The sequence below is a fragment of the Streptomyces sp. NPDC056883 genome, assembly GCF_042788835.1.
GTDB lineage: Bacteria > Actinomycetota > Actinomycetes > Streptomycetales > Streptomycetaceae > Streptomyces > Streptomyces stoeckheimensis.
This window is the reverse complement of record NZ_JBHUBS010000013.1, coordinates 54,219-79,853: the sequence shown is the minus strand read 5'-3', so window position 1 is coordinate 79,853 and position 25,635 is coordinate 54,219. Positions and strand designations below refer to the sequence as shown.

Genomic DNA, 25,635 nt, shown 5'->3' with positions numbered 1-25,635 from the left:
TGCGCCGCCCGTGGCGCGCCTTTCCGACCCCGGCGGTGATCGCCCGGAGGCATGCGGGACGATGGTGTCGTGGCAGGTATGAAGGGCAAGCAGACGGTCGTGGACATGATCCGGTCCCTCGCGGTGATCGGGCTCGTGGTCGGGGGGATCTATTTGGTCATCCCACATGACGAGAAGGCCGATCCGACGAAGGTGGTCGACTACCGCGTCGAAACCCTCACGGCCCGGCGCGCGGCCCCCTACCCCGTGGCGGTGCCCGTCGGGCTGCCGCCGGAGTGGCGGGCGACCTCGGTGGCATACACGCGCAAGGAGGCCAGCGCCTGGCACCTGGGCTTCCTGGACCCGGCGCAGCAGTACGTGGCGGTGGAGCAGTCCGCGGACGTCACGGACAAGTACATCGCGAAGGTCACCCGGAAGGCGACGGCCACCGGGGAGACCCAGAAGGTCGGCGACCAGGTCTGGGAGCGCTGGGACGGCGAGAAGTACGACGCCCTCGTGCGGCACGAGCAGGGCTACGTCACGGTGGTGACCGGGACGGCCTCCTTCGAGCAGCTCGGTGCGATGGCGGCGGTGCTGGAGTTCAAGCAGGGCTCGTAGGGCGAAGGCCTACGCGGTACGAAGCGAAAAGGCCGCGCTCCCCGGGATTCGGGGGGCGCGGCCTTTTGCGTTCACTGCCTGTGGGGCTGGGCTCAGACGGTCGTGATGACCTGGTCGAACTCCAGGCGCGGGGAGCGCGGGAACCAGGCGTCCTCGCCCGGCTTGCCGATGTTGATGACCATCAGCGGGGTGTGGTCGCCGTCCAGGAACTCCTTCTGGAGGCCGGCGAAGTCCAGACCGGTCATCGGGCCGGCGGCCAGGCCGGCGGCGCGGACGCCGATGATGAAGTACGCGGCCTGCAGCGCGGAGTTGACCAGCGCGGACTGCTCGCGGACCGGGCGCTGGGAGAAGAAGGCGTCCTTGGCCTGCGGGAAGTGCGGGAGCAGCTGCGGGAGGTCCTCGTGGAACTCGTTGTCCGCGGACAGGATCGCGACCAGCGGGGCGGCGGCGGTCTTGGCCTGGTTGCCCTCGGCCATGTGCTTGACGAGGCGCTCGCGGGCCTCGGGCGAGCGGACCAGGGTGATGCGCAGCGGCGTCTGGTTGAAGGCGGTCGGGCCGAACTTCACCAGGTCGTAGATCGCCTGGACCTGCTCCTCGGTCACCGGCTCGTCGGAGAAGGTGTTGGCGGTGCGGGCCTCACGGAAGAGGAGGTCCTGAGCGGCGGCGTCGAGAACGAGAGACATCGAAAAGCCTTCTTCTGTGAGGGACTGCTGAAGCGATGTCCTGAGACTACGACGGAAATAGGTGAAAATTCAACTAAATGTCCGGGCGGGTGAGCGACGTCACTCCCCGCCGGCCCCCTCCGCCGCCTCGCGCGCCGCCAGCGCCGAGTCCAGCCGGGCGCGGGCCCCCTCCAGCCAGTGGCGGCACACCTTCGCGAGCTCCTCGCCGCGCTCCCAGAGCGCGAGGGAGTCCTCCAGCGAGGTGCCGCCGGCCTCCAGCTTGCGGACGACCTCGATCAGCTCGTCCCGGGCCTGCTCGTATCCCAGCGCCGTATCGGTCTCGGCCATTCCCTCTCCCACCTTAACTGTGAAGATCAACAAATTGTTGCGACAGTGTGTCGCTTTCCAGGCCTCTACGCGGCCCTGCGCGTCCCTATGCGGCCCTGCGCGGCCCTGCCCGGCCCTACGCGGGGTCCCCCGCGACCTCCACCGGGAACTCCCCCTCCGCCACGCGCGCCCGCAGCACGTCGCCCGCCGACACGTCCCCGGGCGAGCGCACCACGTGCCCGTCGGCCCGCTGGAGCACCGCGTACCCGCGCTCGAGGGTGGCGGCCGGGGACAGCGCCACCACGCGCGCGAGGGTGTGCGCCAGCTCCGAATCGGCCCGGTCCAGCAAGTGCCCCAGGGTCCGGCGGCTGCGCGCCAGCAGCGCGTCCACCTCCGCCTCCCGGGTCTCGACCATCCGCTGGGGGTGGACGAAGACCGGCCGCGCGAGCGCGTGGGCGAGCCCCCGCTCCTCCCGGTCGAGCAGCCCGCGCACGGCGCGCAGCCCCCGGCCCTGTAGCTGGCGCACCCGCTCCAGCTCCTCGCCGACGTCCGGGACCACCTTCTTCGCCGCGTCCGTGGGCGTGGACGCCCGCAGGTCCGCGACCAGGTCCAGCAGCGGGGAGTCCGGCTCGTGCCCGATCGCCGAGACCACGGGGGTGCGGGCCGCCGCGACGGCCCGTACGACCTCCTCGTCGGAGAAGGGCAGCAGGTCCTCCACGCTGCCGCCGCCGCGGGCCACGATGATCACGTCGACCTCGGGCATGGAGTCCAGCTCCTTGACCGCCTGGATCACCTGGGGCACCGCGTGCACCCCCTGGACGGCGACGTTGCGGACCTCGAAGCGGACCGCGGGCCACCTGCGCCGGGCGTTCTCCAGCACGTCGCGCTCGGCCGCCGAGGCGCGCCCGACCACCAGCCCGATGAGCTGCGGCAGGAACGGCAGCGGCTTCTTGCGGTCCAGTGCGAAGAGCCCCTCGGAGGCGAGGGAGCGCTTGAGCCGCTCCAGCCGGGCGAGGAGCTCGCCGATGCCCACGGGCCGTATCTCGGTGGCCCGCAGGGACAGCTGCCCGCGCGGGGCGTACCACTCGGGCTTGGCCAGGACGACGACGCGCGCGCCCTCCGTCACGGAGTCCGCGACCTCGTCGAAGACCTGCCGGAAGCAGGTCACGCTGAGGGAGATGTCGTGCGAGGGATCGCGCAGCGTCAGGAAGACCACCCCCGCTCCCGGCCGCCGGGAGAGCTGCGTGATCTGCCCTTCCACCCACACCTGGCCGAGCTTGTCGATCCAGCCCCCGATGAGCCGGGACACCTGACCGACCGGCAGCGGCGCGTCAGCCGACGAATTCAGACCCATGCACGCAGGCTAACCGCCCGCACCGACACCGGCGTCGGGCCGGGAGCGTTCATCCGGCCCGCGTCGCCCGCGCTGGGCCACCAGGACGCCCAGCCCCACCAGCAGCCACACCGCCCCCACCAGTTGCGCCGTCCACGAGGCCTCGACGATCACCGCGATGGTCACGGCGGCGCCGAGGACCGGGATCACCAGGTGCTTGAACCAGTTCGGAGCCCCCTCGCGGCGCTTGACCACGAACCAGCCGACCACCGAGGCGTGCAGCAGCGTGAACGCCACCAGCGCCCCGATGTCGACCACCGACACCAGGTGGTCCAGCCCGTCGTCGCGCCGGGCCGCCCAGACGGCCGCGATCAGCGTGACCGTCGCCGCCACCAGCAGGGCCGGGCGCGGGGTCCCGTGCGAGGTGTGCGCCAGGGCGCGGGGCAGCCGCCGCTCGCGGGCCATCGCGAAGAGCAGCCGGCCCGCCGCGGCCTGCCCGGCCAGGGCCGCGAAGGCCGCCCCGATGGCCTTGCTGACGGCGACCAGGTCGTGCAGCCACATCCCTACGGAGGCCTCGACCGTGGTGTAGAAGGCCGAGCCCTGCTTCCCCGGCTCGGCCGCCAGCTCCGCCGCCGAGAGCGGGGAGAGCAGCGCCGCCAGGTACGTCTGGGCGATGAACAGCACCCCGGTCAGCGCCAGGCAGAACAGCACCGCCCGCGCCACCTTGGCGCTGCCTCCGGTGACCTCCTCGGCGAAGGAGGCGATGGCGTCGAAGCCCAGGTAGGACAGGACCGCCACCGAGACCGCGCCGAGCACGGCGGCCATGGAGAAGGCGCCGAGCGAGCCGTCCCCGGTGAAGGGGGAGAGCCAGCCGCGGTGCTCCGCGCCCCGGGCCAGTACGGTCACCGCCGAGACCAGGAACACCAGCAGCACCGCGATCTCCATGGCCAGCACGGCGAAGCCCACCCGCGCGGCGGCCCGTACGCCCCACAGGTTCAGCAGGGTGGTCACGACCACCGCCAGGGCCGTCCACACCCACCGGGAGACCTCCGGGACCAGGGCGTTCATGGCGATCCCGGAGAAGAGGTACGCGACCGCCGGGATCAGCAGGTAGTCGAGCATCGCCATCCAGCCGGCGATCAGCCCGGGGCCCTCGCCGAGGCCCTTGCGGGCGTAGGTGAAGACGGAGCCGGCCTGCGGGGCCACCCGCACCATCTGCGCGTAGGAGAAGGCGGTGAAGGCCATCGCGACGGTCGCGAAGAGGTAGACGAGGGCGACGGCGCCGTGCGACTTCGCATCGAGGGTGCCGAAGACCCCGACCGGGGCCATGGGGGCGATGAAGAGCAGCCCGTAGACCACCAGGTCCCGGAAGCCGAGACTGCGGCGCAGCGAGGTGCCGGGCGCGGGGGACGGGCCTCCGGGCGGGCCGGGCGGGCCGGGCGGCGTACTGGGATCCGTCGCGGACGCCATCGTTCCTCCGGGGTGCGGCCTGTGTGGATGTTCGACCCAGTTTCTGCCGAACGGGCGATCCCCGGCCTGCTGGACACCCCCGTACGATGGAGCCCATGACTGCTGACGCCCCCGCTCCCGCATCCCGCCGCGTTCTGCTCGCCGCCCCGCGCGGCTACTGCGCGGGCGTGGACCGAGCCGTGATCGCCGTCGAGAAGGCTCTCGAACAGTACGGCGCACCGGTCTACGTGCGGCACGAGATCGTGCACAACAAGTACGTCGTGAAGACGCTGGAGAACAAGGGCGCCATCTTCGTCGAGCGGACGGAGGAGGTCCCCGAGGGCTCCATCGTGATGTTCTCCGCGCACGGCGTGGCCCCGGTGGTGCACGAGGAGGCGGCCCGCGGCAAGCTCGCGACGATCGACGCCACCTGCCCGCTGGTCACCAAGGTGCACAAGGAAGCGATCCGCTACGCGAACGAGGACTTCGACATCCTCCTCATCGGCCACGAGGGCCACGAGGAGGTCATCGGCACCTCGGGCGAGGCCCCGGACCACATCACCATCGTGGACGGCCCGCACGACGTGGAGAAGGTCACCGTCCGCGACGAGTCGAAGGTCGTCTGGCTGTCCCAGACCACCCTGTCCGTCGACGAGACGATGGAGACGGTCGACGCCCTGAAGACCAAGTTCCCGCTGCTCGTCTCGCCGCCGAGCGACGACATCTGCTACGCCACCTCGAACCGCCAGGAGGCGGTCAAGGTGATGGGCAAGGACTGCGACCTGGTCATCGTCGTCGGCTCCAAGAACTCCTCGAACTCCATCCGCCTCGTCGAGGTCGCCCTCGACGCGGGCGCGAAGGCCTCGTACCTGGTGGACTTCGCGAGCGAGATCGACGAGGCCTGGCTCCAGGGCGTCACCACCGTCGGTCTGACCTCGGGGGCCTCGGTGCCGGAGGTGCTCGTCGACGAGGTGCTGGAATGGCTCGCCGCGCGCGGGTACGGGGACGTGGAGATCGTCAAGACGGCCGAAGAGTCCATCGTCTTCTCCCTGCCCAAGGAACTGCGCCGCGACCTGCGCGCGGAGGCGGCGGAGCTCGTCGCCGCGCCGGGCTCGGCTGCGGGCGCACAGAAGTAGCACCGTCCACGGCAGGGCGCTCCGGCGGGTCCTTATCTACGGTGGGTCCATGGAGATCTTCGGCGTGGACATCGGCGGTTCCGGGATCAAGGGCGCTCCCGTGGACCTGAACCGTGGCGACCTGGCGCAGGAGCGCCGCAAGGTACTGACACCGCAGCCGGCCACCCCCGACGGGGTGGCCGGCTGTGTCGTCGAGGTGGTGCGCCACTTCGACTGGGACGGCCCGGTGGGGGTGACCTTCCCCGGGGTGGTCACGGGCGGGGTGACCCGGTCGGCGGCGAACATGGACAAGTCCTGGGTCGGCGTGGACACGGCGGCGCTGCTCTCCTCGCGCCTGGACGGCCGTCCGGTGACGGTGCTGAACGACGCGGACGCGGCCGGGGTCGCGGAGATGGCCTACGGGGCGGGGCGCGGGGTCGACGGCACCGTCATCCTGCTCACGCTGGGCACCGGGATCGGCAGCGCGCTCTTCACGGACGGGCACCTGGTGCCCAACAGCGAGCTGGGCCACCTGGAGCTGAAGGGCCACGACGCGGAGACGCGGGCCTCGGTGAAGGCGAAGGACGACGGTGACCTGACCTGGGAGCACTGGGCGCGCCGGGTCGGGAAGTACCTGGCGCACGTGGAGATGCTGTTCTCCCCGGACCTCTTCATCATCGGCGGGGGCGTGAGCCGCAAGCCGGAGAAGTTCCTGCCGCTGATCGAGGGGGTCCGGGCACGGATCGTGCCGGCGGAGCTGCAGAACAACGCGGGCATCGTGGGCGCGGCGATGGCGGCGCGCTCGGCGTCGGCGTAGTCGCCGCTGTCCTTGTCCCTGTCCTCGCCGTTCAGGCCACGCGGCGGGGCATCCGCCGGCGGCCGATGAGGACGGCCTTGCGCACCACCGCGATCAGCGCGGCCACGAGCGTGCCGGCGTACAGCCAGCCGGCGTGCAGGGACAGCGCGGACACCAGCCCCATCACCTCGCCCGCGAAGCCGCCGGAGCCGCCCGACACGGGCCACACTCCGGCGGCGAAGGCGATCGGCGCGGTGATCGGGGCGGTGATCAGGTCGGCGGGCCGCACCCACAGGGCGGTGGCGGCCGCCACGGGCAGGAACAGCAGGCCGTAGACGAACAGCGAGGCGTCGAACAGCAGCCAGTCGAGGCCGCCGATCAGGAACATCGCGGCGCAGGCGAAGAGCCCGCCGCCGAGCCCCGTCAGCCGGGGCCGGGGCAGCCGGCGTACCGGGGACCGCCCGGGGCCGGGGGTCCGCTCCGCTGGGTGACGTACCGTACGCGCCTTGTATCGCTCCACCCCCCAAAACTAGGCCGGGAGGCCGTCGATCGCGTGCCCGGACACGCGTACATCGGGGCTCCCTCATCGGAAAGTAAACTGTCCGGTGGCCCACTCCGGGCCGCCGCCCCCTCCAGCTACGGGAAGTCGCCAACGTGTCGCTCACGATCGGAATCGTCGGCCTGCCGAATGTCGGCAAGTCGACCCTGTTCAACGCCCTGACCAAGAACGACGTGCTGGCGGCCAACTACCCGTTCGCCACGATCGAGCCGAACGTCGGCGTCGTCGGCGTTCCGGACGCCCGCCTCGGCGTCCTGGCCGGCATCTTCGGCTCCGCCAAGCTCCTCCCGGCGACGGTCGACTTCGTCGACATCGCGGGCATCGTGCGCGGTGCGTCGGAGGGCGAGGGCCTCGGCAACAAGTTCCTCGCGAACATCCGCGAGTCGGACGCGATCTGCCAGGTCATCCGCGCCTTTAAGGACGAGAACGTCGTCCACGTCGACGGCAAGGTCTCGCCGAAGGACGACATCGAGACGATCAACACCGAGCTGATCCTCGCGGACCTCCAGTCCATCGAGAAGGCGGTGCCGCGCCTGACGAAGGAGTCCCGCCTCCAGAAGGAGAAGATCGCGGTCCTGGCGGCCGTCGAGAAGGCCACCAAGATCCTCGAAGCGGGCGACACCCTCTTCTCGCACGGCATCACGAAGGGCACGGAGCAGGGCGACCTCCTCCACGAGCTCCACCTCCTCACGGTCAAGCCGTTCCTGTACGTCTTCAACGTGGACGAGGACGAGCTGACGGACGAGGCCTTCAAGGCCGAGCAGAGCGCGCTGGTGGCCCCGGCCGAGGCGATCTTCCTGAACGCCAAGCTGGAGGCCGAGCTCATCGAGCTCGACGACGACGAGGCCCTCGAGCTCCTCCAGTCGGTCGGCCAGGAGGAGCCGGGCATGGCCACCCTCGGCCGCGTCGGCTTCACCACCCTGGGCCTGCAGACCTACCTGACGGCCGGCCCGAAGGAAACCCGCGCCTGGACCATCAAGAAGGGCGCCACCGCCCCCGAGGCCGCCGGCGTGATCCACACCGACTTCCAGCGCGGCTTCATCAAGGCGGAGATCATCTCCTTCGAGGACCTGGTCGCCTGCGGCTCGGTGGCCGAGGCCCGCGCCAAGGGCAAGGCCCGCATGGAAGGCAAGGACTACGTCATGCAGGACGGCGACGTGGTGGAGTTCCGCTTCAACGTGTAATCGTCTCGTTGCTGCACGTGAGATGATTTCGTCACATGTGCAGGTCAGAAGGGGTCGGACTCTGGTGAGTCCGACCCCTTCTGCATTCCCGTGCCGGCTTGGTGCCGACTTTCAGCTGCTTCGGGGCGGCGTGAGCTTGTCGAGGTCCAGGCTGACCGCGAAGGGCACCGGGCGTTGGAGGGTGCCCCGGAAGATCCCTGCGGGGGCGTAGGCGCCGGTGGGTTCGTCGAGCTCGTAGACGTGGACTACGGGTGCCCCGTCCTCGTCCTCGATGCACCAGTAGTGCGGGATGCCGGCCTCCGCGTACTTGCGGAGCTTTGCTGTGCGATCGCGATGGGCGGACTCGGGGGAGACGACCTCGATGACGAGCTGGACGTCCTCCGGCGCGAACCAGGTGCGGTCGCCGTCGAAGTCGGCCGTCGTCACGAGCAGGTCCGGTTCGGGACGGTTGCGCGGGTCGAGCTTGATGGTCATCTCGCGGCCGACTCTGGTGTCGGCGGGCACCTGCTCCATGAGTGCGACCGTGAGCATCGTGACGAGGTGGCCGTGCCACCACCTCTGGGGCGACACCATGAAGACGAGGGCTCCGTCGATCAGCTCGGTGTGGCGGGGTGCCTCGGGGAGGCGGTCGAGGTCCTCCGCGAACCAGCCTTCCGCGCGCGGCGGGCGCATCCAGTCGGGCAGCGCGGTCATGGCTTCACGGTAGCGGCCTGAAGCTCAGGCTGGAGAGCCAACGATCTCAGCCGGATGATTTTCTGCAACGTGGTTCAGGTCGCCACGGCGGTCGTTTCCGTGGCTGCTCTCGTTGACCGATGTGGCAGACACGCGGGCCGGAAGGGGCCGGCTCCTCCGGGAGCCGGCCCCTTCTTCGCACCGTGTTGGACGGGTGCAGGGTGAGGGGCACCGCACGGCGTGATCGCTCATCGCCGGTCGATCCGGTGGCAGGTCTATTACCTCCCGGATCGGGGGCGAACCACTCGATTTCCTTCGCGGCGAAGCCGTGTGTTCTTTCGGCTGCGGGGTCGTCTCAGTCCAGGTCTATACGGGCCGCGGCGATGGGCCGGTCGGCAATCTTGCGGGGGGTGGGGGAATTGACGCTCCAGCGATAGCCGGCGAAGAGCTTGGTGGTGGCGTCGGCGTAGAAGATCATGTGTCCGTAGCCGGCGCCGTTGTACTCGGCCCAATGGGCGTTGGCGTCGGCGGGTTCTTCTATGCGGGTGTCGGGAAAAGCGCGGTACAGGTCGGTGGCGCCGGCGATGTTGGGATTGCCGTGCGGGTCGCTGGTGCAGTCGATGATCTCGAAGACATAGGGGATGACATTGCTGCCGACCTGGGCGTCGATCACCGGGTCGGACCAGGTGCCCTTGCGCTCGCGGATCATGACGATGTGTCCGGTATAAGGAACGGACGTCGAGTTGGGGTTGTAGTCGAAGGCGACCAGGTCACCCGCGCGGAGATTGACCGGCTTGGTGACGGCGTTGAAACGGGGGTTGAGTGCCGTCGCGGTCTCCACGAAACCCTGTTGGAACAGTTCGGCGGTGGGGAAACGCTTGGTGGTCTTGAAGTACTGCTGGAAATACTCCTTGGTTGCCCATCCGTAGCCGGGCAGGCCCCCGTGGGCACTGGCCGGGCCGTAGGCCTGCTCGAGGACCAGCGTGATGAACGACGAGCACTGCGCCAGGTTGCCGAACTGTTCGGGATGCCCGGACGCCCCCCACTTCACGCTGGTGTAGAGCCCTTCGAATTCGTCGGATTCGCTGTCGGCCGTCTTGTAACGGTTGGCGTTGTCGCTCCATGGGCGCATGCGCAGGTAGTCCACCAGACGTTCGGCTTCGATCTGGTGAGGGAGCTTGGTCGCATAGGGGCTGGGCGGCGGGACGATGGTGGCGGCGGCGGCCGCTCGGGGAGCGGACGTAGCGAACAATGCGGCGCCGGCGCCGGCGGCGCCGGTCACCAGGGACCGGCGGCTGAGACGACTGAGGGACATGGAAGTTCCTTGTCTGAGGCCATATTTCAGTGGCAGATGCGCGGTTCCGGTGATGCGCGGGACGGCCTGCGGCCCGGGTGCCGGAGCGTCGATGCATGACGCGGAGGCGGAATGTCCCCCACCGCTAAAGGTCTTTGCCGGCGGGGAAGTGGAGAAGCCGTCGAGCAGCGTTCGGTGATGATCGCATGAACGGCGCGGGCGAAGAAGGGTCGCCCCGGCATCGGGGGTGACCCCCGCCGGGGCTCACGTGTGTTCGGCGGCTTCATTCGGGCGGACCGCAGCTTTAATTCGGAGCATTCCGGTCGGACCAGATACCAGCCGTCACCGGTCCTGAGCGCGTGATCAATCCGCAATCAAGCGCGAGTTCGCATATCGGATATGCGCCCTTGTGCTTCTTATGTTGAGCGAAGCATGATCAAGGTTCGCTTTTTTGATCTATAGGGGTGGGGTAAGCAGTGGCGGGGTTGAGGGGTCGCTGGCGGCATATGGCCGTCCACGCGACAGTGACAGTGCTGTTGAGCACGAGCCTGGGCCTGATCGCGGCACCGTCCGCGACGGCGGCCGGTTGTACGGGCGGGACCGATTCGGACTTCAACGGCGACGGCGTCAGGGACATCGCGATCGCCGACCCGGAGGCCACGGTCGCCGGGAAGCAGCGTGCCGGGCTGGTCAGGGTCGTCTACGGCGGCGGCAAGGGCATGCTGGAGCTGTCGCAGGAGACGGCCGCCGTGCCCGGTTCGGCCGAGACCGACGACCAGTGGGGCTTCTCGCTGGCGACGTACGACGCGGACAAGGACGGCTGCACCGACCTCGTGGTGGGCGCCCCGTTCGAGGACGTCGGTACGGCGATCGACGGCGGAATCGTCCAGGTCGTCTACGGCTCGCCCACCGGTCTGGCCCTGGGCCGCGCCGTCACCGAGTACCAGCAGGGCGACGGCGAGGCCCTCAGCGGCATCGCCGAGAACGAGGACTGGGTCGGCTACGCGATCACCGCGGGCACCTCCTCCGCCGGTACGCCCTACCTGGCGATCGGCATCCCGGGAGAGGACATCGACACGACCGTGAACGCCGGAGTGTTCTCCTACGTCACCGGCGTGGCCGCGACCGTCGTCCGCGTGACACAGGACGACACCACCCCTGCGTTCGGCGCGATCGAGGCACACGACAGGTTCGGCGCCGCCTTGGCGTCCAATGCCAACCACCTCGCGGTGGGCTCGCCCGGCGAAGCGCTGGGGACCGTTCCGTTCGCCGGCGCCGCCGGGGTGTACAAGCACACGCTGACCAATGAGCGCCCGACCCTGATCAGGGCGTTCGGGCAGGACCAGGCCGACGTCACCAGCACGGCGGAGCCCTCCGACGGGTTCGGCACCTCCCTGGCCATCGTCCCGTACCGGCCCGCGGGCGCCACGTCCACCACCGAATCGATGCTCGCCGTCGGCGCTCCGGGCGAGGACCTCGCCACGACGGTGGACGCGGGTGCCGTCCAGATCTTCCGCGTCGGCGCCACCACGGTCACCGAGACCCAGTGGCTGGACCAGAACGGCAGCGAGGTCCGCGGGACGGCCGAGCCGGGAGACTTCTTCGGCCAGCGGCTCGCCGCGGCCAACACCTCCCCGAACACCGTCGGCACGGCCACCACGATGCGTCTCGCCGTCGGCGTACCGGGCGACGAGATCTCGGACGTCTACTCCGAGAAGGGCGCCGTCCACATCTTCCCGCTGCTGGGTGAGCCCGGCCTCAGTGACGCGGTGGTCGACCCCGGCGCCGGCATCCCGGCGCCCGCCGCCGCCCACTCGTTCGCAGGGCTGAGCCTGGGAGGCAACTCCTCCGCCCTGTACGTCGGCATGCCCTACGGCCCCGAAGAGGGCCGGGGGCTCTACGCCTTCCCGTGGAACACGGAGACCGGCGCCGCACCGACCGCTTCCTGGAAGCCCGGTCAGGGCGGCATCCCGGCCGAGAACGTCGCCTTCGGCGCCGTGGCGCGCTGAGACAAGAGAACTGAGCAATGGTGACGAAGAGCAGCATGGAGCGTGGGCACGTGCCCGAACGCACACGGAAGAGAACGGCCCTGCGCGCGGCGATGGCCGCGCTGGCGGGCTCGGCGGTCGTCGCGGGCCTGGTGGCCCTGCCCACCGACGGGGGAGACGCGGCGCGGACGCACCTCCAGGAGGCACCCGCGTCGGGTACGGCGACGATGGTCAGCGACGGCGTCGCCCAGACCGAACAGCAGGCCAAGACCGAGGCGAAGGGCAGCGGCAAGCAGGTCGAGGTCGTGGCCCTGCGCGACGAGCGCCGCGATGTCTTCGCGGAGCCCAACGGCACGTTCACCGCCCGTGAGTACACCGAGCCCGTGCGCACGGTCCGGAACGGCGCATGGGTCGCCGTCGACAAGACCCTCGTCCGCAGGGCCGACGGCAGCTGGGCCCCCGAGGCCTCCACGGTCGGCCTGGAGATATCCGGCGGCGGCAAGGACGAGCCGTTCGTCCGCATGATGCGGGCCGGGCGCCAGTTGGCCCTGACGTGGCCGTACGGCAAGCTCGGCACGCCCGTGGTCGACGGAGACACGGCCACCTACGCCGAGGTGCTGCCCGGCGTCGACCTGACCGTGCGGGCCGAGACCGACGGCTTCGGCCATCTGCTGGTCGTCAAGACCCCGGAGGCGGCGGCCAACCCGAAGCTGGCCACGCTCCAGCTGGGCATGCGGGCCGACGGGCTCAAGATGACCGAGTCCGCCTCGGGCGCCCTGACGGCGGAGGACGCACAGGCCGGTGGAACGGTCTTCGAAGCCGGCCGGCCGGTCATGTGGGACTCGGCGGCGGTGAAGGAGGCCAAGGCCGCACCCGCCGCCGGGGCGTCGAAGCTGAAGGGCTCCGCCCCGTCCGACGGCGCTCCGGCCGACAAGGCTGCACTGAGGGCCCCCGGCGGGGGCGGGAAAGCGACGCCGTTCGGCATCGAGATGACCCAGGACAAGCTGACGCTCGTCCCCGACCAGAAGATGCTGCGCGATCCCGCGACCGTCTTCCCGGTCGTGATCGACCCGATCCAGCGGACCACCTCCCGCACGGCGTGGTCCGGCGTGATGTCGGGCATGAGGAACGAGCAGGACTGGAAGTACTCCGGCAGCGCGGGCGTCGGCAAGTGCCCCACGGACTACAGCGCCGCCTCCTGCGCCGGTATCGGCGTGCGGCGCACGCTGTACACGGTGCCGCTGTCGTTCTACAAGAACAAGCAGATCCTGAGCGCGACCTTCTCGGCTCGCGTGCACCACATCTACAGTGCCTCCCCCACGGCGGAGCCGATCCAGCTGTACCGCATCGGCGGCAAGAACCGCGAGATCGTCGAGGGCAGCGACTGGGCCAGCACCGAGGACGAGTGGTCCTCCCACCTGGAGACGGTCGACGCGGCCATCTCCCCGTCGTCGTGCGACGCGCAGCCCAACCTGAACTTCAAGAGCGGCGCCACCGGCGGACTGACCAACCAGGTCAGGTCAGCGGTCGAGGACGGCTGGACGCGGATCTCGTTCGGCCTCAAGGCCGGGAACGAGAACACGTTTCCCGGGTGGAAGCGCGTCTGCGGGAATGTCTTCCTGTCCGTCAGCTACAACACGCTGCCGAAGCAGATCTCCACGCGCGACATGACGAGCAACCCCGGCGGGGCCTGCACCTGGGGCACCGGACGGCCGTACGCCGACGAACCGCCGCAGCTGTCGACCGAGGCGCGCGACCCCGATCACGGTGGCGCGGTGACCGACAAGGTCAAGGTGCAGTTCGCGGTCGAGTGGGACGGCGGTGGCTACACCTACGACACCCCGTACAAGTCACCGATCAAGGGCACCCGGTTCACCCACACGGTTCACTCCGACATCCCCGAGAACAAGACCATCTACTGGAAGGCCCGGGCCTACGACGGGGACGGCTGGGGACCCTGGAGCAACATCGGTGACACCCCCCAGCGCTGCGAGTTCGTGTACGACAGCACCTTCCCGGGCAAGCCGCTGGTCAACTCCAAGCAGTACCCGTCCAACAACGTCTACAGCGACGGAGTGGGCACGTACGGAACCTTCACGTTCGCCCCGAACCCGAACGACAAGATCGTCGACACCGATGTGGTCAAGTACGAGTACTCCTTCTCCGACGGCACCAAGGGTGAGTTCAAGCCCACCTCCGGCGGAGGCCAGGGGCAGGTGACGTGGATGCCGACCAGCCCCGGCCGGCACTGGCTGGAAGTGGTCGCCGTCGACCGGGCGGAACACCCCAGCAGCAAGCACCACTACAGCTTCCTCGTCAGCGAAGGCCGCCCCGTGGCGGGCCAGTGGAACCTCGGCGACGCAGTGGGCAGCACCGCCGCCCACGACGAACGCGGCAACAACTCCGCGGACGCGGGCACCGGCGTCGTCTTCGGCGTCGAAGGCCCCGGCGGGAAGGCCGACTCCGCAGCCCGCTTCGACGGCACCAGCACGTCCTTCCTGGACGCCGGTGACACGCTCGTGGACACCACGCGCGGCTTCAGCGTCAGTGCCTGGGTCCGGCCCACCGCCCTCGACCGCGATATGACGGTCGTCACCCAGGACGGTACCGGCGAGCCCGGATTCACCCTCGGCTACGACGCGATCGCCAAGACCTGGGCCTTCTCGGCTCCCGTCTCGGACGTCGACAGCCTGGGTGCCTGGAAGGCCGTCGCCACCGGGGTCGTGCCGGTCAAGGACCAGTGGGTCCTGCTGACGGGCGTCTACGACCCGAAGGCGACCGGCGGCCCGCTGATGCAGCTCTACGTCAACAAGGACCTCAAGGGCACCGTAATCCGGCAGTCCTCGTGGATCTCGCACGGGCACCTGCAGATCGGCAGGTCCGCCTCCAAGAGCGGCTACGACCGGGGGGAGAAGGGCGGCTACCGCAACTTCTTCACCGGCGACCTCGCCGAGGTCCGCGTCTTCGACCGCGTGGTCGTAGCGGCCCAGGTGGCCGAGCTCATGACGGTCAAACCGCAGCGCGCGGGCTACTGGCAGCTGGACGAAGCGACCGGTGGCAGCTCGCCCGAGACCGGGGGCGGCCAGCCGCTCACCTTGTCGGGCGGCCCGCAGATCTACCGGCCGGCCGACCCGCTGTTCGACGACCCCGCACTGGTCGGAGGCGGACACCTGGTCCTCGACGGCATCAACGACTACGCGTCCACCGCCACGCCTCCGGTCACGGGCGCCGGCAGTTTCACCGTGAGCGCCCGCGTCAGGATGCCCTCGCTGGACCCGACGAAGGCCCAGACCGTCCTTTCCCTGCCCGGTGCGACGGCGAACCGGTTCAAGGTGCGCTACAAGCCCAGTGCCGAGGGCGGCAACTGGGAGCTCGAGGTGGCCAAGAGCGACTCGGCCGCCGCGGCGGTCGTCTCCGTCATCGACGACGAGGAACTGCCCGACGCCAACACGGGCGGCCAGCACCTGGCCGTGGTCTACGACGCCTTCGCCAATGAGCTCAGGCTCTACGTGGACGGCCAGTTCGCGCAGTCCGCCCGCGTCGTGGACACCACCCTGTGGCCCGCCACCGGCGGCCTTCAGGTCGGCCGGGCCGCCCGCGGCTCCGCCGAGTACTTCTCCGGCGCGGTGGACGAGGTGCGCGTCTACAAGGGCGCCGCCGACCTCACGGCGATCCAGCAGTTCGCCAATCCGATGGCCCTGCCGGACAGGTAGACCGGCCCGACAAGCCGACCCGTAGGGGCGTCCCGGTCACTGACCGGGGCGCCCCTACGCCTTGAGGGCCGCCAGGAAGTCCAGGCGGGTTTCCAGGCGGGACAGGTCGCGGTGCGTGAGGTGTTCGATGCGGGCGATGCGCCGGCGCAGCGAGTTCACGTGGAGGCGGAGGCGGGCGGCGCAGGCGGTCCAGGAGGCGTCGCAGTCGAGGAAGGCCTCCAGGGTGGCCAGGAGCTCGGTCCGGTGGCGGGCGTCGTGATCGCGCAGGGGGTCCAGGAGGCGGGCGGCGAAGGCCCGGCGGGCTTCGGCCGGGATGAGGGGGAGCAGGGTCAGGATGTGCGAGGTGAGGTCCTCCGGGCCGCGGACGGTCACCTGCTCGGGGGCGGCGTGGGCGATCCGCAGGGCGTTGTGGGTCTGCTCCAGTGACCGGCGGGCGTTGCCCGGATCGGCCACCGGGGAGCTGACGCCGATGGCGACGCCGTCCCCCGGGCCGAGCCAGCGGGCGAGCGCCGCGGAGAGCCTGCGCTGGAGCGCGGCGTGGTCGAGGGCCGGGTCGGGACGGGTGTCCGAGGGCTCGGGGACCAGGACGAGGAGTACGGCCCGGTCGCCGTCGACGGTGGCGGCGATGTCCTCCGAGGAGACCGGCACCGGGCCGTCCTCCTGGACCAGCGCCTCCTCCAGGAGGACGCGCAGGGCCGCGGCGGGGACGGGGCCGCCTCCGCGCCGCTCGCCCGAGGCGATCACGAACTGGCAGCGCGGCCAGTAGCCGACCCCGCTGACCACGGCCTGCGCGGTGCTGCGCAGGCGGATGGGGATCTCCTCGGCCGGGACGCTGCTGTCGTGCAGCAGGGCGAGGGACCGGTCGGCCAGGTCGTTGCGGGCCGTCTTGGACTGTTCGTGGGCGGCGCGGGCGTCGGCGACCAGTTCGGCGGTGCGGTCGAGGAGTTCCCGGTCGGGAGCGGGCCAGAGCGAGGTGTCGGACTCCATGACGAGCAGCCAGTCGCCCAGTTCGGCGGCGTCGGGAGCGCGAGCGGGTCCCGGCACCGGCACCGGTACGAGGGAGTAGAGGCGGGCGCCGACCGTGACGGTGTGCGGGGCCGTCTCGCCCGCGCGGCGGGCTGCGAGGTGGCGGGCGGCCAGGGCCGCCGCCGTCTTGGCGCGCAGCGGGGGCCGGGCTCCGGCGATCTGGCGTCCGGTCGCCGACAGGACGCGCACGTCGAGGCCGAGGGTGTGCCGCAGCAGCTCCAGTACGGAGTCCGGGGCGGCCCGGTCGGCGAGGAGCCGGCGGTGGCGTTCGACCAGGGCGGCCAGGGAGGCCGTGGAGGCCGGGCTGCCGGCGTCCCGGCGGTGCAGGCGCAGCAGGACGCGCTCGGTGACCGCGGCGAACGAGGTCTCCGGCCGTACGGCGATCAGCGGCAGCCCGTGGCGCCGGCAGGCGCGCACGAGGTCGTGCGGGACGAGCCCGTGCTCGACCTCGCCGGCCGCGAGGGCCGTGACGCCCGCCCGGCGCAGGACGCGTACGAACGACTCGGCGTCCCCGTCCGCGCGCCACCAGGCGAGCCCCGTGAGGACGAGCTCGCCGCCGGTGAGGAAGCGGCCGGGGTCGGCCAGGTCGTTGGTCGCGACGGCGGAAATGGCTCGGTCGAGCAGGCCGTCGGCCGAGGAGCCGGTCTCGTCGGTGGCATGGCCGACGAGCAGGAGCAGTCCGAGCTCGGTGTCGTCCAGGAGTTCACGCAGCCGCATGATCGCTACTTTCGCACGGTGCTGGGTGTGCGGCAGATAGAACGGCGCAGCTCACGGGCATGCGGGCGTACGAAAGCACACTCGTCCACAGCCGTCGGCGAAGCCGGTTCTGAGCGATCGGTGACTGCCTCGCCCCGTGGGGACCGGGGTGTACTTCTGCGCATGCGGCCGCCGACGACTTCTGGCCACATGCGAACGAGGAGAGCCGCTCATGGAATTTCTTCGCCCCGCCGACTGGGGGGAGGCGCTCGCCGCGAAGGCCGCCCACCCCACGGCCGTGCCGATCGCGGGCGGGACGGACGTGATGGTCGAGATCAACTTCGACCACCGGCGTCCCGGGTACCTACTGGACCTGAACCGCATCGCGGAGCTGCGGGAGTGGGAGGTGGGTGAGGACGCGGTCCGGCTGGGCGCGTCCGTGCCGTACGCGCAGATCATGGAGGGGCTCCACCGGGAGCTTCCGGGCCTCGCGCTCGCCCCGCACACCGTGGCCTCGCCGCAGATCCGCAACCGCGGCAGCGTCGGCGGCAACCTCGGTACCGCCTCGCCGGCCGGCGACGCGCACCCGGCGCTGCTCGCGGCGGGCGCCCCGGTGGAGGCGGAGTCCGTACGGGGCTCCCGGCTGATCCCGATCGACGCGTTCTGCACCGGGGTGAAGCGCAACGCGCCGGCCCCCGACGAGCTGATCCGGGCCGTCCACGTCACCAAGGCCGCCGGCCCCCAGCAGTACTCCAAGGTGGGCACGCGCAACGCCATGGTGATCGCCGTCTGCGCCTTCGGGCTCGCCAAGCGGTTCGCGGAGCTCTGCGCGGGGGCCGCGAACCCGATCCACGACGTCCGCGGCACCGCGAGCTACCGCAAGCACGCCGTCGGCATCATGGCCCGCCGCGCGCTCGGCTGGACCTGGGAGTCGTACCGCCGCGGAACGGGCCGCGGCGCGGAAGGAGTTGCGTGACATGCGCGTGAACCTCACGGTCAACGGCCGTCCGAGAGAAGCGGACGACGTCTGGGAGGGGGAGTCCCTCCTCTACCTGTTGCGGGAGCGGCTGGGCCTGCCCGGCTCCAAGAACGCCTGTGAGCAGGGGGAATGCGGGTCCTGCACCGTCCGTCTCGACGGCGTGCCGGTCTGTTCCTGCCTGGTCGCGGCCGGTCAGGCCGAGGGCAGGGGCGTGGTGACGGTCGAGGGACTGGCCGCCTACGCCGGGCAGCGTGTAGCGCACGGGGGTCGCGACACGAGCACGGCCGTAGGCGAGAGCGAGAGCGAGGGCGACGTCGATGACGTCGCCGCCGACGGCAGTGAACTCTCCACCGTCCAGCAGGCGTTCATCGACTGCGGCGCCGTCCAGTGCGGGTTCTGCACGCCCGGCCTGCTGGTCGCCGCCGACGAGCTCCTGGAGCGGGTCGGCGAGCCGTCCGACGCGGACATCCGCGAGGCCCTGTCCGGCAACCTCTGCCGCTGCACGGGCTACGAGAAGATCCTGGACGCGGTGCGCCTGGCCGCTGCCCGCCGGGAACACGAAGGACTCCAGGAAGAGACGGTCTGATCATGGCTGGCACCACCACCGGCATTCCCACCGAGGTCACCCAGGGCACCCAGGGCACCCGCACCAAGGGCGGCATCGGCGAGTCGACGCTGCGCCCGGACGGCACCCTGAAGGTGACCGGCGAGTTCGCGTACTCCTCGGACATGTGGCACGAGGAGATGCTGTGGGGCCAGACGCTCCGCAGCACCGTGGCGCACGCCGAGATCCTGTCCATCGACGTCTCCGAGGCCCTGACCCTGCCCGGCGTCCACGCGGTCATGACCTACGAGGACCTGCCGACCCCGGTCAAGTACTACGGGATGGAGTTCCAGGACACTCCGGTCCTGGCGCACGGCAAGGTCCGCCACCACGGCGAGCCGGTCGCCCTCGTGGCCGCCGACCACCCGGAGACCGCCCGCCGCGCCGCCGCCAAGATCAAGATCGAGTACCGGGAGCTGCCCCTCGTCACCGACGAGGCCTCCGCCCTGGCACCCGACGCCGTACTCGTCCACGAGAACCGTGACGACCACCACGCCGGTCACGTCCCGCACCCGAACATCGTGCACCGCCAGCCCATCGTCCGCGGAGACGCGGCGGCGGCCCGGGAGCGTGCCGACGTCATCGTCACCGGCGAGTACACCTTCGGCATGCAGGACCAGGCCTTCCTCGGCCCCGAGTCCGGCCTCGCGGTGCCCTGCGAGGACGGGGGAGTCGACCTGTACGTGGCCACCCAGTGGCTGCACTCGGACCTCAAGCAGATCGCCCCGGTCCTCGGCCTGCCCGAGGAGAAGGTCCGCATGACGATGGCCGGCGTCGGCGGCGCCTTCGGCGGCCGCGAGGACATATCGATGCAGATCCTCGCCAGCGTGCTCGCGCTGCGCACGGGCAAGCCGGTGAAGATGGTCTACAACCGCTTCGAGTCCTTCTTCGGGCACGTCCACCGCCACCCGGCGAAGCTGTACTACGAGCACGGCGCCACCCGGGACGGCAAGCTCACGCACATGACGTGCAAGATCGTGCTCGACGGCGGGGCCTACGCCTCCTCCACGGCCTCGGTCGTCGGCAACGCGGCCTCCCTCTCGGTCGGCCCGTACGTCATCGACGACGTGGACATCGAGGCGGTCGGCCTCTACACGAACAACCCGCCGTGCGGTGCCATGCGCGGTTTCGGCGCCGTCCAGGCCTGCTTCGCGTACGAGGCCCAGATGGACAAGCTCGCCGCGAAACTCGGCATGGACCCCGTCGAGTTCCGGCAGCTCAACGCCATGGAGCAGGGCACGATCATGCCCACCGGCCAGGTCGTGGAAGGCGCGGCCCCGGTCGCCGAGCTGCTGCGCCGGGTCAAGGCCCGCCCGCTGCCGCCCGAGCGCCAGTGGGAGAGCGCCGACGGCGCGGCCGACGTGCGCGCGCTGCCGGGCGGCCTGTCCAACACCACGCACGGCGAGGGGGTCGTCCGCGGCGTCGGCTACGCCGTCGGCATCAAGAACGTCGGCTTCTCCGAGGGCTTCGACGACTACTCCACGGCCAAGGTGCGCCTGGAGGTCATCAACGGCGAGGCCGTCGCGCTGGTCCACACGGCCATGGCGGAAGTCGGCCAGGGCGGCATCACCATCCACGCGCAGATCGCCCGTACCGAGCTCGGTGTCCAGCAGGTCACCATCCACCCGGCCGACACCCAGGTGGGCTCGGCCGGTTCGACCTCGGCGGGCCGCCAGACGTACATGACCGGCGGATCCATCAAGAACTCCTGCGGGCTCGTCCGCGAGAAGGTCCTGGAGATCGGCCGGCGCAAGTTCGGCGCGGGGCACGCGGCGTGGGCCGACGCCGAACTCCTCCTGGAGGACGGGAAGGTCGTCACCGACGGGGGAGAGGTCCTCGTCGCCCTCGTGGACGTCCTGGAGGACGAGGTCGTGGAGATCGAGGCGGAGTGGCGCCACCGCCCCACCGAAGCCTTCGACCTGCGGACCGGCCAGGGCAACGGCCACGTCCAGTACTCCTTCGCCGCGCACCGCGCGGTCGTCGAGGTGGACACCGAGCTCGGCCTCGTCAAGGTCGTGGAGCTCGCCACCGCCCAGGACGTGGGCAAGGCGCTCAACCCGCTGTCCGTGGTCGGCCAGATCCAGGGCGGCACCGTCCAGGGCCTGGGCGTCGCGATCATGGAGGAGATCATCGTGGACCCGAAGACCGCCAAGGTGAAGAACCCCTCCTTCACGGACTACCTGCTCCCGACCATCCTCGACACGCCGACGCTCCCGGTCGACTACCTCGAAATGGGCGACCCGCACTCCCCGTACGGGGTCCGGGGCATCGGCGAGGCCCCGACCCTGTCGTCCACCCCGGCCGTCCTCGCGGCGATCCGCGCCGCGACGGGGCTGGAGCTGAACAAGACCCCGGTCCGGCCGGAGCACATCACCGGATCCTGACGCATATCACCCTGGGCCGGCTCCGCCAGGGGCCGGCCCTCCGCCGCGACCGCCCGCGGAGCCCCTGCGCCAGGCCCCGACCCTGGACCGAGCCGGGGCGGACCGGCTTCAGAGCGAGGCCGGCTCGGCGCCGATACCGGGTGCTTCACCCGACCGCGCCCTGCGCCGTCCTGTCCGGCGGCGCAGGGCGCGGGCCGCCGGCAGCAGGGTGCACAGGGCCGCGAGCGCGGCGCAGACACCGGCGACCGCCCCCATCGCGAGCCAGGGGACCACCACCGGGGCGTCGACCCCGAGGACCGCGAGGGCGGCGCGCAGGCCCGCCAGGTTGACCGCGGTGACCGCCGTCCCGAGGACGGTGCCGACCGCGACCGCGAGCAGGGATTCGGCCGTCGTCACCGCGAGGACCTGACCCCGGGTGGCCCCGGCCAGCCGGAGCAGGCGCAGGTCACCGACCCGGTCGGAGGTGGCCATCAGCAGGGTGTTGGCCAGCGCGATCGCCGTGTAGACCAGGGTGAGGCCCAGGACCAGGACGTAGCCGAGCACCGTGAAGCGGTTCGTGCGAGGGTGCGTCGCCGTCAGCCACTCCTCCTTGGTGTGGGCCGTGGCCCCGTAACGGGCCGCCGCCGCGCGGACCGCGGGAGCCGCGGAGGCGGGGGCCCTGACCTCGATGCGCGAGACCTCTGCGCCGGGCGCGTTGCGCGGGGTGACGTAGGCCCCGTTGTCGCCGGTGCCCGTCCGCATCACGGCCACGATCCGCAGCCGGGCGGCGGTGCCGTCCGCCCGCCACAGCGGTACCGAGTCGCCCACCCGGTGCTGCCACCACTCCTCCGTGACGATGATGCCGCCGTCGTCCAGGTCCGCGACCGAGCCCGCCACCACCGGCAGCCGGGAGACCTCCGCCAGCGCCGCCGGATCGACCGCAGAGGCCTCCGTCGGCACCTTCACGAACCCCTCCTCCAGCACCGTCAGACGGGTGTCCGCCACCGCGAGGACGCGCGCCGCCGGGACGCCGGCGAGATCGGCGAGATCGGCGAGATCGGCGGAGTGCGGCAGCCGCCCGCCGGTCAGCACGTAGTCCGCGCCGGTCCGGGCACGGGCCTCCGCCGTCTTCGCCCCGGTCACCGTCGAGGCCGCGCCCAGCAGCGATCCGGTCAGCGCGACCATCACCAGCACCGGCGCCGCCACCGCGGCCGTCCGGCGGATCCCGGCGGCGGCGTTCGCCCGCACCACCCGGCCCGCGTAGGAGGTCAGCCGGACCGGGACCCACATCAGCAGCCGCACGACGGGCCGTACGAGCACCGGCGCCAGCATCCCGCACGCGGAGATCAGCAGCATCGGCTGCCAGGTGTACGTCTTGCGCTTGAGCAGCGAGCCCGGGTCCGACCCGAGCCGCCACGCCACGAAGGCGACCGCGCACAGCAGCAGCCCGCCCCCGGCCGCCCAGCGCCCCGGGGTCATGGGCCGCTCGTCGGTCACGGCCTCGCGCAGCGCCTCCAGCGGACCGACCCGGCCCGCCCGCCGGGAAGCGGCGTACGCCCCCGACAGTGCGACCAGCAGCCCGGTCCAGAACGCCGTGTGCAGCGGCCAGGCCTGGTCGCCGATCGCGTACCCGGCGGGCGCCAGCCCCTGCGTCACCGTCCAGCGGGCCATCAGCGGCGCACCCGCCCGGCCCAGGACGATCCCGGCCGCCGACCCGGCCAGCCCGACGGCCGCCGCCTCCGTCATCACGAGGCGCCGCAGCTGTCCCGGCGTCGACCCGGCCAGCCGCAGCAGCCCCAGCTCGCGCCGCCGCGCGGCCACGGCGTAGGAGAAGGTCGACGCCACCACGAAGGCCGCCACGAACGAGCTCACCCCGCCCGCGGTGCCGAGCATCGAGTTGAGGCCCACCACCTCGGCGCCCGCCGGCAGCGCCGCCGAAGCGGCGAGCCCCAGCCCCATGACGGTCATCAGCGCGACCCCCAGGGCCACCGCCACGAACGTTCCCACCTGTGTCATCCAGCGCCGCCGCAGCGACCTCAACGCGATCTTCAGCATGCTTCCCAGCCAACCGGCCGCACGGCCCCCGGTCAGCGGGGCAGGGACGAGTCCCGGAGGTATGGCCAGCCCTACCGCGCCCCCCGCGCCCGCCGCCTACGGTGGGACGCATGCCGCTCTCCCTCCCCCTCCCGGGCCGGTACCTGCGCACCGCCAAGCCGTGGCGCGCCGCCGCCTACCTGCTCACCGGCGGCATCATCGGCGCGCTCGCGTTCACCGTGCTGACCCTGCTCGCCGTGTCCGGGGCGGTGCTCGCCGTCGTCCTCGTGGGGCTTCCGCTGCTCGCCGCGCTCGCGCTGGCCGGTGTACCGTTCGCGGCCGTCGAGCGCCGCCGGCTGCGGCTGTGGGACCCGGGCTCCGCGCCGCTGCCCGACCCGCACCGCGATCCGGACCGTACGGGGCTCGCGGCGTGGGCCCGCACCCGTTTCCGCGAGCAGGCGACCTGGCGGGAACTGGGCTACGCGGTGCTCGCCGCCACCCTGCTGTGGCCGCTGGAACTGCTCGCCGTGGGCACCGCGCTCCTCCTGCCCGCCGACCTCCTGGCGACGCCCGTCCTGCTCGCCCTCGACGGGGAACAGGCCAACCCCCTCAAGATCCACGGCATCACCGGCTACCCCGAGGCCCTGCTGTGCGCCGCCGCCGGCCTGCTCCTCCTGCCGCTCTTCCTCTACGCGCTCGGCGCGGTGGCGGCCGCCCGCGCGGCCCTGGCCCGGCTGATGCTCGGCCCCGGCCCCGGCGACCTGGCCGTCAAGGTCACCGAACTGACCAGCTCCCGGGCCCGGCTGGCGGCCGCCTTCGACGCCGAACGGCGGCGCATCGAACGAGACTTGCACGACGGCGCGCAGCAGCGGCTCGTCGCGCTGTCCATGACCCTGGGCCTGGCCCGGCTCGACGCCCCGCCCGGCAGCCCGCTCGCCGCGCAACTGGCCGCCGCGCACGCCGAGGCCGGGCTGGCGCTGACCTCGCTGCGCGAGCTCGTCCACGGCATCCACCCGCAGGTGCTCAGCGACCGGGGCCTGCCCGACGCCGTCGCCGACATCGCCGACCGCTCGCCGATCCCGGTCGACACCGACTTCGACCTCCCCGGCCGGCTGCCCGAACCGGTCGAGTCCGCCGGGTACTTCTTCGTCAGCGAGGCCCTGGCCAATGCGGCCAAGCACAGCGGGGCGGGCCGCATCACCGTCACCGGCCGGCACGACGGAACCCGGCTCACCGTGGAGGTGGCCGACGACGGCCGCGGCGGCGCCGACGCGGGGCGGGGGAGCGGACTCACGGGACTCGCCGACCGGGTGTCCGTCGTGGACGGCAGACTGACCCTGACCAGTCCTCCCGGAGGCCCGACCCTGCTGCGTGTGGAGATCCATTGCGTTCCGAAGGCACCGAAGGCACCGAAGACCCCGAAGGCACCGACGTCGCCGTAGATCCGGCCGGCCCCCCGGCGGGCCTGCGCGTGGTCCTCGCCGAGGACTCCGTGCTGCTCCGCGAGGGCCTCGTCGGCCTGCTCGCCCGCTTCGGCCACCGCACGGTGGCCGCCGTCGGCGATGCGGCCGCGCTCGAAGCGGCCGTCGCCGAGCACCGGCCGGACATCGTCGTCACCGACGTGCGGATGCCCCCGGACCACACCGACGAGGGACTCCGGGCGGCCGTGCGGCTGCGCGAGACCCGGCCGGACCTGCCCGTCCTGGTCCTCTCCCAGTACGTACAGCGTTCGTACGCCGCCGAGTTGCTCGATTCCGGCGACGGGACGGCCGTCGGGTACCTGCTCAAGGACCGCGTCGGGCAGGTCGAGGAGTTCCTCGACGCCGTCGCGCGGGTGGCGGCCGGCGGGACCGTGGTCGACCCCGAGGTGGTGCGCCGGCTCATCAGCCGCCGCCGCGACCCCCTGGAACGGCTGACGGCCCGCGAGCGGGAGGTCCTCGCCCTGGTCGCCGAGGGGCACTCCAACGCCGAGGTGTCCCGCCGGCTCACCGTCTCGGAGGCGGCGGTCGGCAAGCACATCGGAAACATCCTGATGAAGCTCGACCTGCCCCCGGCCCAGGAATCCCACCGCCGGGTCCTCGCCGTCCTGGCCTACCTGCGCGGCTGACGGAGTCCCGGGGGGACTCGCTGACGGGATCTGCCCGCGGGTCAGAATCCGCGGACCGAGGCGACGGCGAAGGGGGTCGGCGCGCCGGAGTGCGCTGTGTAACCGTTCTGGCCTTGACTTGATCCGCTCCGGCCGGT

20 protein-coding genes are annotated in these 25,635 nt (G+C 71.6%); 11 read left to right on the top strand and 9 right to left on the bottom strand.

Annotation, left to right across the window (positions count from 1 at the left end):
- The first annotated feature begins 78 nt into the window (after window positions 1–78).
- The gene (locus tag ACFRU2_RS27975; protein WP_382977301.1) at window positions 79–597 is read left to right on the top strand and encodes a DUF4245 domain-containing protein; all 519 of its coding nucleotides are present in this window, start codon (window positions 79–81) and stop codon (window positions 595–597) included.
- A gap of 92 nt (window positions 598–689) precedes the next feature.
- On the opposite strand, the gene ACFRU2_RS27970 is transcribed toward ACFRU2_RS27975, so the two are convergent.
- The 4 genes from ACFRU2_RS27970 to ACFRU2_RS27955 form a co-directional block, all read right to left on the bottom strand.
- A complete protein-coding gene (locus ACFRU2_RS27970) occupies window positions 690–1,280 on the bottom strand; it encodes a malonic semialdehyde reductase (protein WP_382976984.1) in 591 nt (196 codons plus the stop codon).
- Between the two features lie 99 nt (window positions 1,281–1,379).
- Window positions 1,380–1,607, bottom strand: coding sequence for an exodeoxyribonuclease VII small subunit (locus ACFRU2_RS27965; RefSeq protein WP_250742764.1), 228 nt, complete (start codon window positions 1,605–1,607; stop codon window positions 1,380–1,382).
- Window positions 1,608–1,722: 115 nt separating this feature from the next.
- On the bottom strand, window positions 1,723–2,940 hold the full coding sequence (gene xseA, locus ACFRU2_RS27960) for an exodeoxyribonuclease VII large subunit (RefSeq protein ID WP_382976981.1): 1,218 nt from the start codon (window positions 2,938–2,940) through the stop codon (window positions 1,723–1,725).
- A gap of 9 nt (window positions 2,941–2,949) precedes the next feature.
- Window positions 2,950–4,389, bottom strand: coding sequence for an APC family permease (locus ACFRU2_RS27955; protein WP_382976979.1), 1,440 nt, complete (start codon window positions 4,387–4,389; stop codon window positions 2,950–2,952).
- An 86-nt stretch (window positions 4,390–4,475) separates the two neighbouring features.
- On the opposite strand from ACFRU2_RS27955, the gene ACFRU2_RS27950 reads away from it, so the two are divergent.
- Together ACFRU2_RS27950 and ppgK are read left to right on the top strand one after the other, a co-directional pair.
- Window positions 4,476–5,504, top strand: coding sequence for a 4-hydroxy-3-methylbut-2-enyl diphosphate reductase (locus ACFRU2_RS27950; RefSeq protein ID WP_382976976.1), 1,029 nt, complete (start codon window positions 4,476–4,478; stop codon window positions 5,502–5,504).
- A 49-nt stretch (window positions 5,505–5,553) separates the two neighbouring features.
- Window positions 5,554–6,300, top strand: a complete 747-nt coding sequence (gene ppgK / locus ACFRU2_RS27945; RefSeq protein ID WP_382976974.1) for a polyphosphate--glucose phosphotransferase — start codon at window positions 5,554–5,556, stop codon at window positions 6,298–6,300.
- A 31-nt stretch (window positions 6,301–6,331) separates the two neighbouring features.
- On the opposite strand, the gene ACFRU2_RS27940 is transcribed toward ppgK, so the two are convergent.
- The gene (locus tag ACFRU2_RS27940; protein WP_382976972.1) at window positions 6,332–6,799 is read right to left on the bottom strand and encodes a DUF6542 domain-containing protein; all 468 of its coding nucleotides are present in this window, start codon (window positions 6,797–6,799) and stop codon (window positions 6,332–6,334) included.
- Window positions 6,800–6,933: 134 nt separating this feature from the next.
- Between ACFRU2_RS27940 and ychF the strand changes: the two genes are divergently transcribed.
- A complete protein-coding gene (ychF, locus tag ACFRU2_RS27935; RefSeq protein WP_382976969.1) occupies window positions 6,934–8,022 on the top strand; it encodes a redox-regulated ATPase YchF in 1,089 nt (362 codons plus the stop codon).
- 111 nt (window positions 8,023–8,133) lie between these two features.
- Here the strand turns inward: ychF and ACFRU2_RS27930 are convergent, their stop codons facing one another.
- Together ACFRU2_RS27930 and ACFRU2_RS27925 are read right to left on the bottom strand one after the other, a co-directional pair.
- Window positions 8,134–8,715 (bottom strand): Uma2 family endonuclease, encoded by a 582-nt coding sequence (locus ACFRU2_RS27930; RefSeq protein ID WP_382976968.1) that lies wholly within the window; start codon window positions 8,713–8,715, stop codon window positions 8,134–8,136.
- Window positions 8,716–9,049: 334 nt separating this feature from the next.
- Window positions 9,050–10,009, bottom strand: coding sequence for a hypothetical protein (locus ACFRU2_RS27925; protein ID WP_382976965.1), 960 nt, complete (start codon window positions 10,007–10,009; stop codon window positions 9,050–9,052).
- A 515-nt stretch (window positions 10,010–10,524) separates the two neighbouring features.
- Between ACFRU2_RS27925 and ACFRU2_RS27920 the strand changes: the two genes are divergently transcribed.
- Together ACFRU2_RS27920 and ACFRU2_RS27915 are read left to right on the top strand one after the other, a co-directional pair.
- Window positions 10,525–11,997 (top strand): VCBS repeat-containing protein, encoded by a 1,473-nt coding sequence (locus ACFRU2_RS27920; RefSeq protein WP_382976962.1) that lies wholly within the window; start codon window positions 10,525–10,527, stop codon window positions 11,995–11,997.
- Between the two features lie 50 nt (window positions 11,998–12,047).
- Window positions 12,048–15,689 carry a LamG domain-containing protein gene (locus ACFRU2_RS27915; RefSeq protein ID WP_382976959.1) on the top strand — a complete coding sequence of 1,214 codons (3,642 nt, stop codon included), beginning with the start codon at window positions 12,048–12,050 and terminating at the stop codon, window positions 15,687–15,689.
- A gap of 54 nt (window positions 15,690–15,743) precedes the next feature.
- Here ACFRU2_RS27915 and ACFRU2_RS27910 read toward each other — a convergent pair whose 3' ends face one another.
- Window positions 15,744–17,432: a PucR family transcriptional regulator gene (locus ACFRU2_RS27910; RefSeq protein ID WP_382976956.1), complete on the bottom strand. Its 1,689-nt coding sequence runs from the start codon at window positions 17,430–17,432 to the stop codon at window positions 15,744–15,746.
- A gap of 211 nt (window positions 17,433–17,643) precedes the next feature.
- On the opposite strand from ACFRU2_RS27910, the gene ACFRU2_RS27905 reads away from it, so the two are divergent.
- Genes ACFRU2_RS27905 through ACFRU2_RS27895 form a run of 3 tightly spaced genes read left to right on the top strand, consistent with a single transcriptional unit; the run spans window position 17,644 to window position 21,378 of the window.
- Window positions 17,644–18,387 (top strand): FAD binding domain-containing protein, encoded by a 744-nt coding sequence (locus ACFRU2_RS27905; RefSeq protein ID WP_382976954.1) that lies wholly within the window; start codon window positions 17,644–17,646, stop codon window positions 18,385–18,387.
- 1 nt (window position 18,388) lies between these two features.
- Window positions 18,389–18,976 (top strand): (2Fe-2S)-binding protein, encoded by a 588-nt coding sequence (locus tag ACFRU2_RS27900; RefSeq protein ID WP_382976951.1) that lies wholly within the window; start codon window positions 18,389–18,391, stop codon window positions 18,974–18,976.
- Window positions 18,977–18,978: 2 nt separating this feature from the next.
- Window positions 18,979–21,378 carry a xanthine dehydrogenase family protein molybdopterin-binding subunit gene (locus tag ACFRU2_RS27895; RefSeq protein ID WP_382976948.1) on the top strand — a complete coding sequence of 800 codons (2,400 nt, stop codon included), beginning with the start codon at window positions 18,979–18,981 and terminating at the stop codon, window positions 21,376–21,378.
- Window positions 21,379–21,486: 108 nt separating this feature from the next.
- On the opposite strand, the gene ACFRU2_RS27890 is transcribed toward ACFRU2_RS27895, so the two are convergent.
- Window positions 21,487–23,412, bottom strand: coding sequence for an FtsX-like permease family protein (locus ACFRU2_RS27890; protein ID WP_382976946.1), 1,926 nt, complete (start codon window positions 23,410–23,412; stop codon window positions 21,487–21,489).
- A gap of 110 nt (window positions 23,413–23,522) precedes the next feature.
- Here ACFRU2_RS27890 and ACFRU2_RS27885 point away from each other — a divergent pair, with 110 nt between their 5' ends.
- Window positions 23,523–24,833: a sensor histidine kinase gene (locus ACFRU2_RS27885; protein WP_382976943.1), complete on the top strand. Its 1,311-nt coding sequence runs from the start codon at window positions 23,523–23,525 to the stop codon at window positions 24,831–24,833.
- A gap of 29 nt (window positions 24,834–24,862) precedes the next feature.
- A complete protein-coding gene (locus tag ACFRU2_RS27880; RefSeq protein ID WP_382977298.1) occupies window positions 24,863–25,498 on the top strand; it encodes a response regulator in 636 nt (211 codons plus the stop codon).
- Window positions 25,499–25,635 lie beyond the last annotated feature (137 nt).

Bases quoted from the DNA above. Each gene is read 5' to 3' on its own strand.
- ACFRU2_RS27910 (WP_382976956.1), bottom strand. From the start codon at position 17,432: ATGCGGCTGCGTGAACTCCTGGACGACACCGAGCTCGGACTGCTCCTG.
- ACFRU2_RS27890 (WP_382976946.1), bottom strand. From the start codon at position 23,412: ATGCTGAAGATCGCGTTGAGGTCGCTGCGGCGGCGCTGGATGACACAG.
- xseA (WP_382976981.1), bottom strand. From the start codon at position 2,940: ATGGGTCTGAATTCGTCGGCTGACGCGCCGCTGCCGGTCGGTCAGGTG.
- ACFRU2_RS27925 (WP_382976965.1), bottom strand. From the start codon at position 10,009: ATGTCCCTCAGTCGTCTCAGCCGCCGGTCCCTGGTGACCGGCGCCGCC.
- ppgK (WP_382976974.1), top strand. From the start codon at position 5,554: ATGGAGATCTTCGGCGTGGACATCGGCGGTTCCGGGATCAAGGGCGCT.
- ACFRU2_RS27885 (WP_382976943.1), top strand. From the start codon at position 23,523: ATGCCGCTCTCCCTCCCCCTCCCGGGCCGGTACCTGCGCACCGCCAAG.
- ACFRU2_RS27905 (WP_382976954.1), top strand. From the start codon at position 17,644: ATGGAATTTCTTCGCCCCGCCGACTGGGGGGAGGCGCTCGCCGCGAAG.
- ACFRU2_RS27955 (WP_382976979.1), bottom strand. From the start codon at position 4,389: ATGGCGTCCGCGACGGATCCCAGTACGCCGCCCGGCCCGCCCGGCCCG.
- ACFRU2_RS27895 (WP_382976948.1), top strand. From the start codon at position 18,979: ATGGCTGGCACCACCACCGGCATTCCCACCGAGGTCACCCAGGGCACC.
- ACFRU2_RS27970 (WP_382976984.1), bottom strand. From the start codon at position 1,280: ATGTCTCTCGTTCTCGACGCCGCCGCTCAGGACCTCCTCTTCCGTGAG.
- ACFRU2_RS27950 (WP_382976976.1), top strand. From the start codon at position 4,476: ATGGAGCCCATGACTGCTGACGCCCCCGCTCCCGCATCCCGCCGCGTT.
- ACFRU2_RS27930 (WP_382976968.1), bottom strand. From the start codon at position 8,715: ATGACCGCGCTGCCCGACTGGATGCGCCCGCCGCGCGCGGAAGGCTGG.
- ACFRU2_RS27900 (WP_382976951.1), top strand. From the start codon at position 18,389: ATGCGCGTGAACCTCACGGTCAACGGCCGTCCGAGAGAAGCGGACGAC.
- ACFRU2_RS27965 (WP_250742764.1), bottom strand. From the start codon at position 1,607: ATGGCCGAGACCGATACGGCGCTGGGATACGAGCAGGCCCGGGACGAG.
- ACFRU2_RS27975 (WP_382977301.1), top strand. From the start codon at position 79: ATGAAGGGCAAGCAGACGGTCGTGGACATGATCCGGTCCCTCGCGGTG.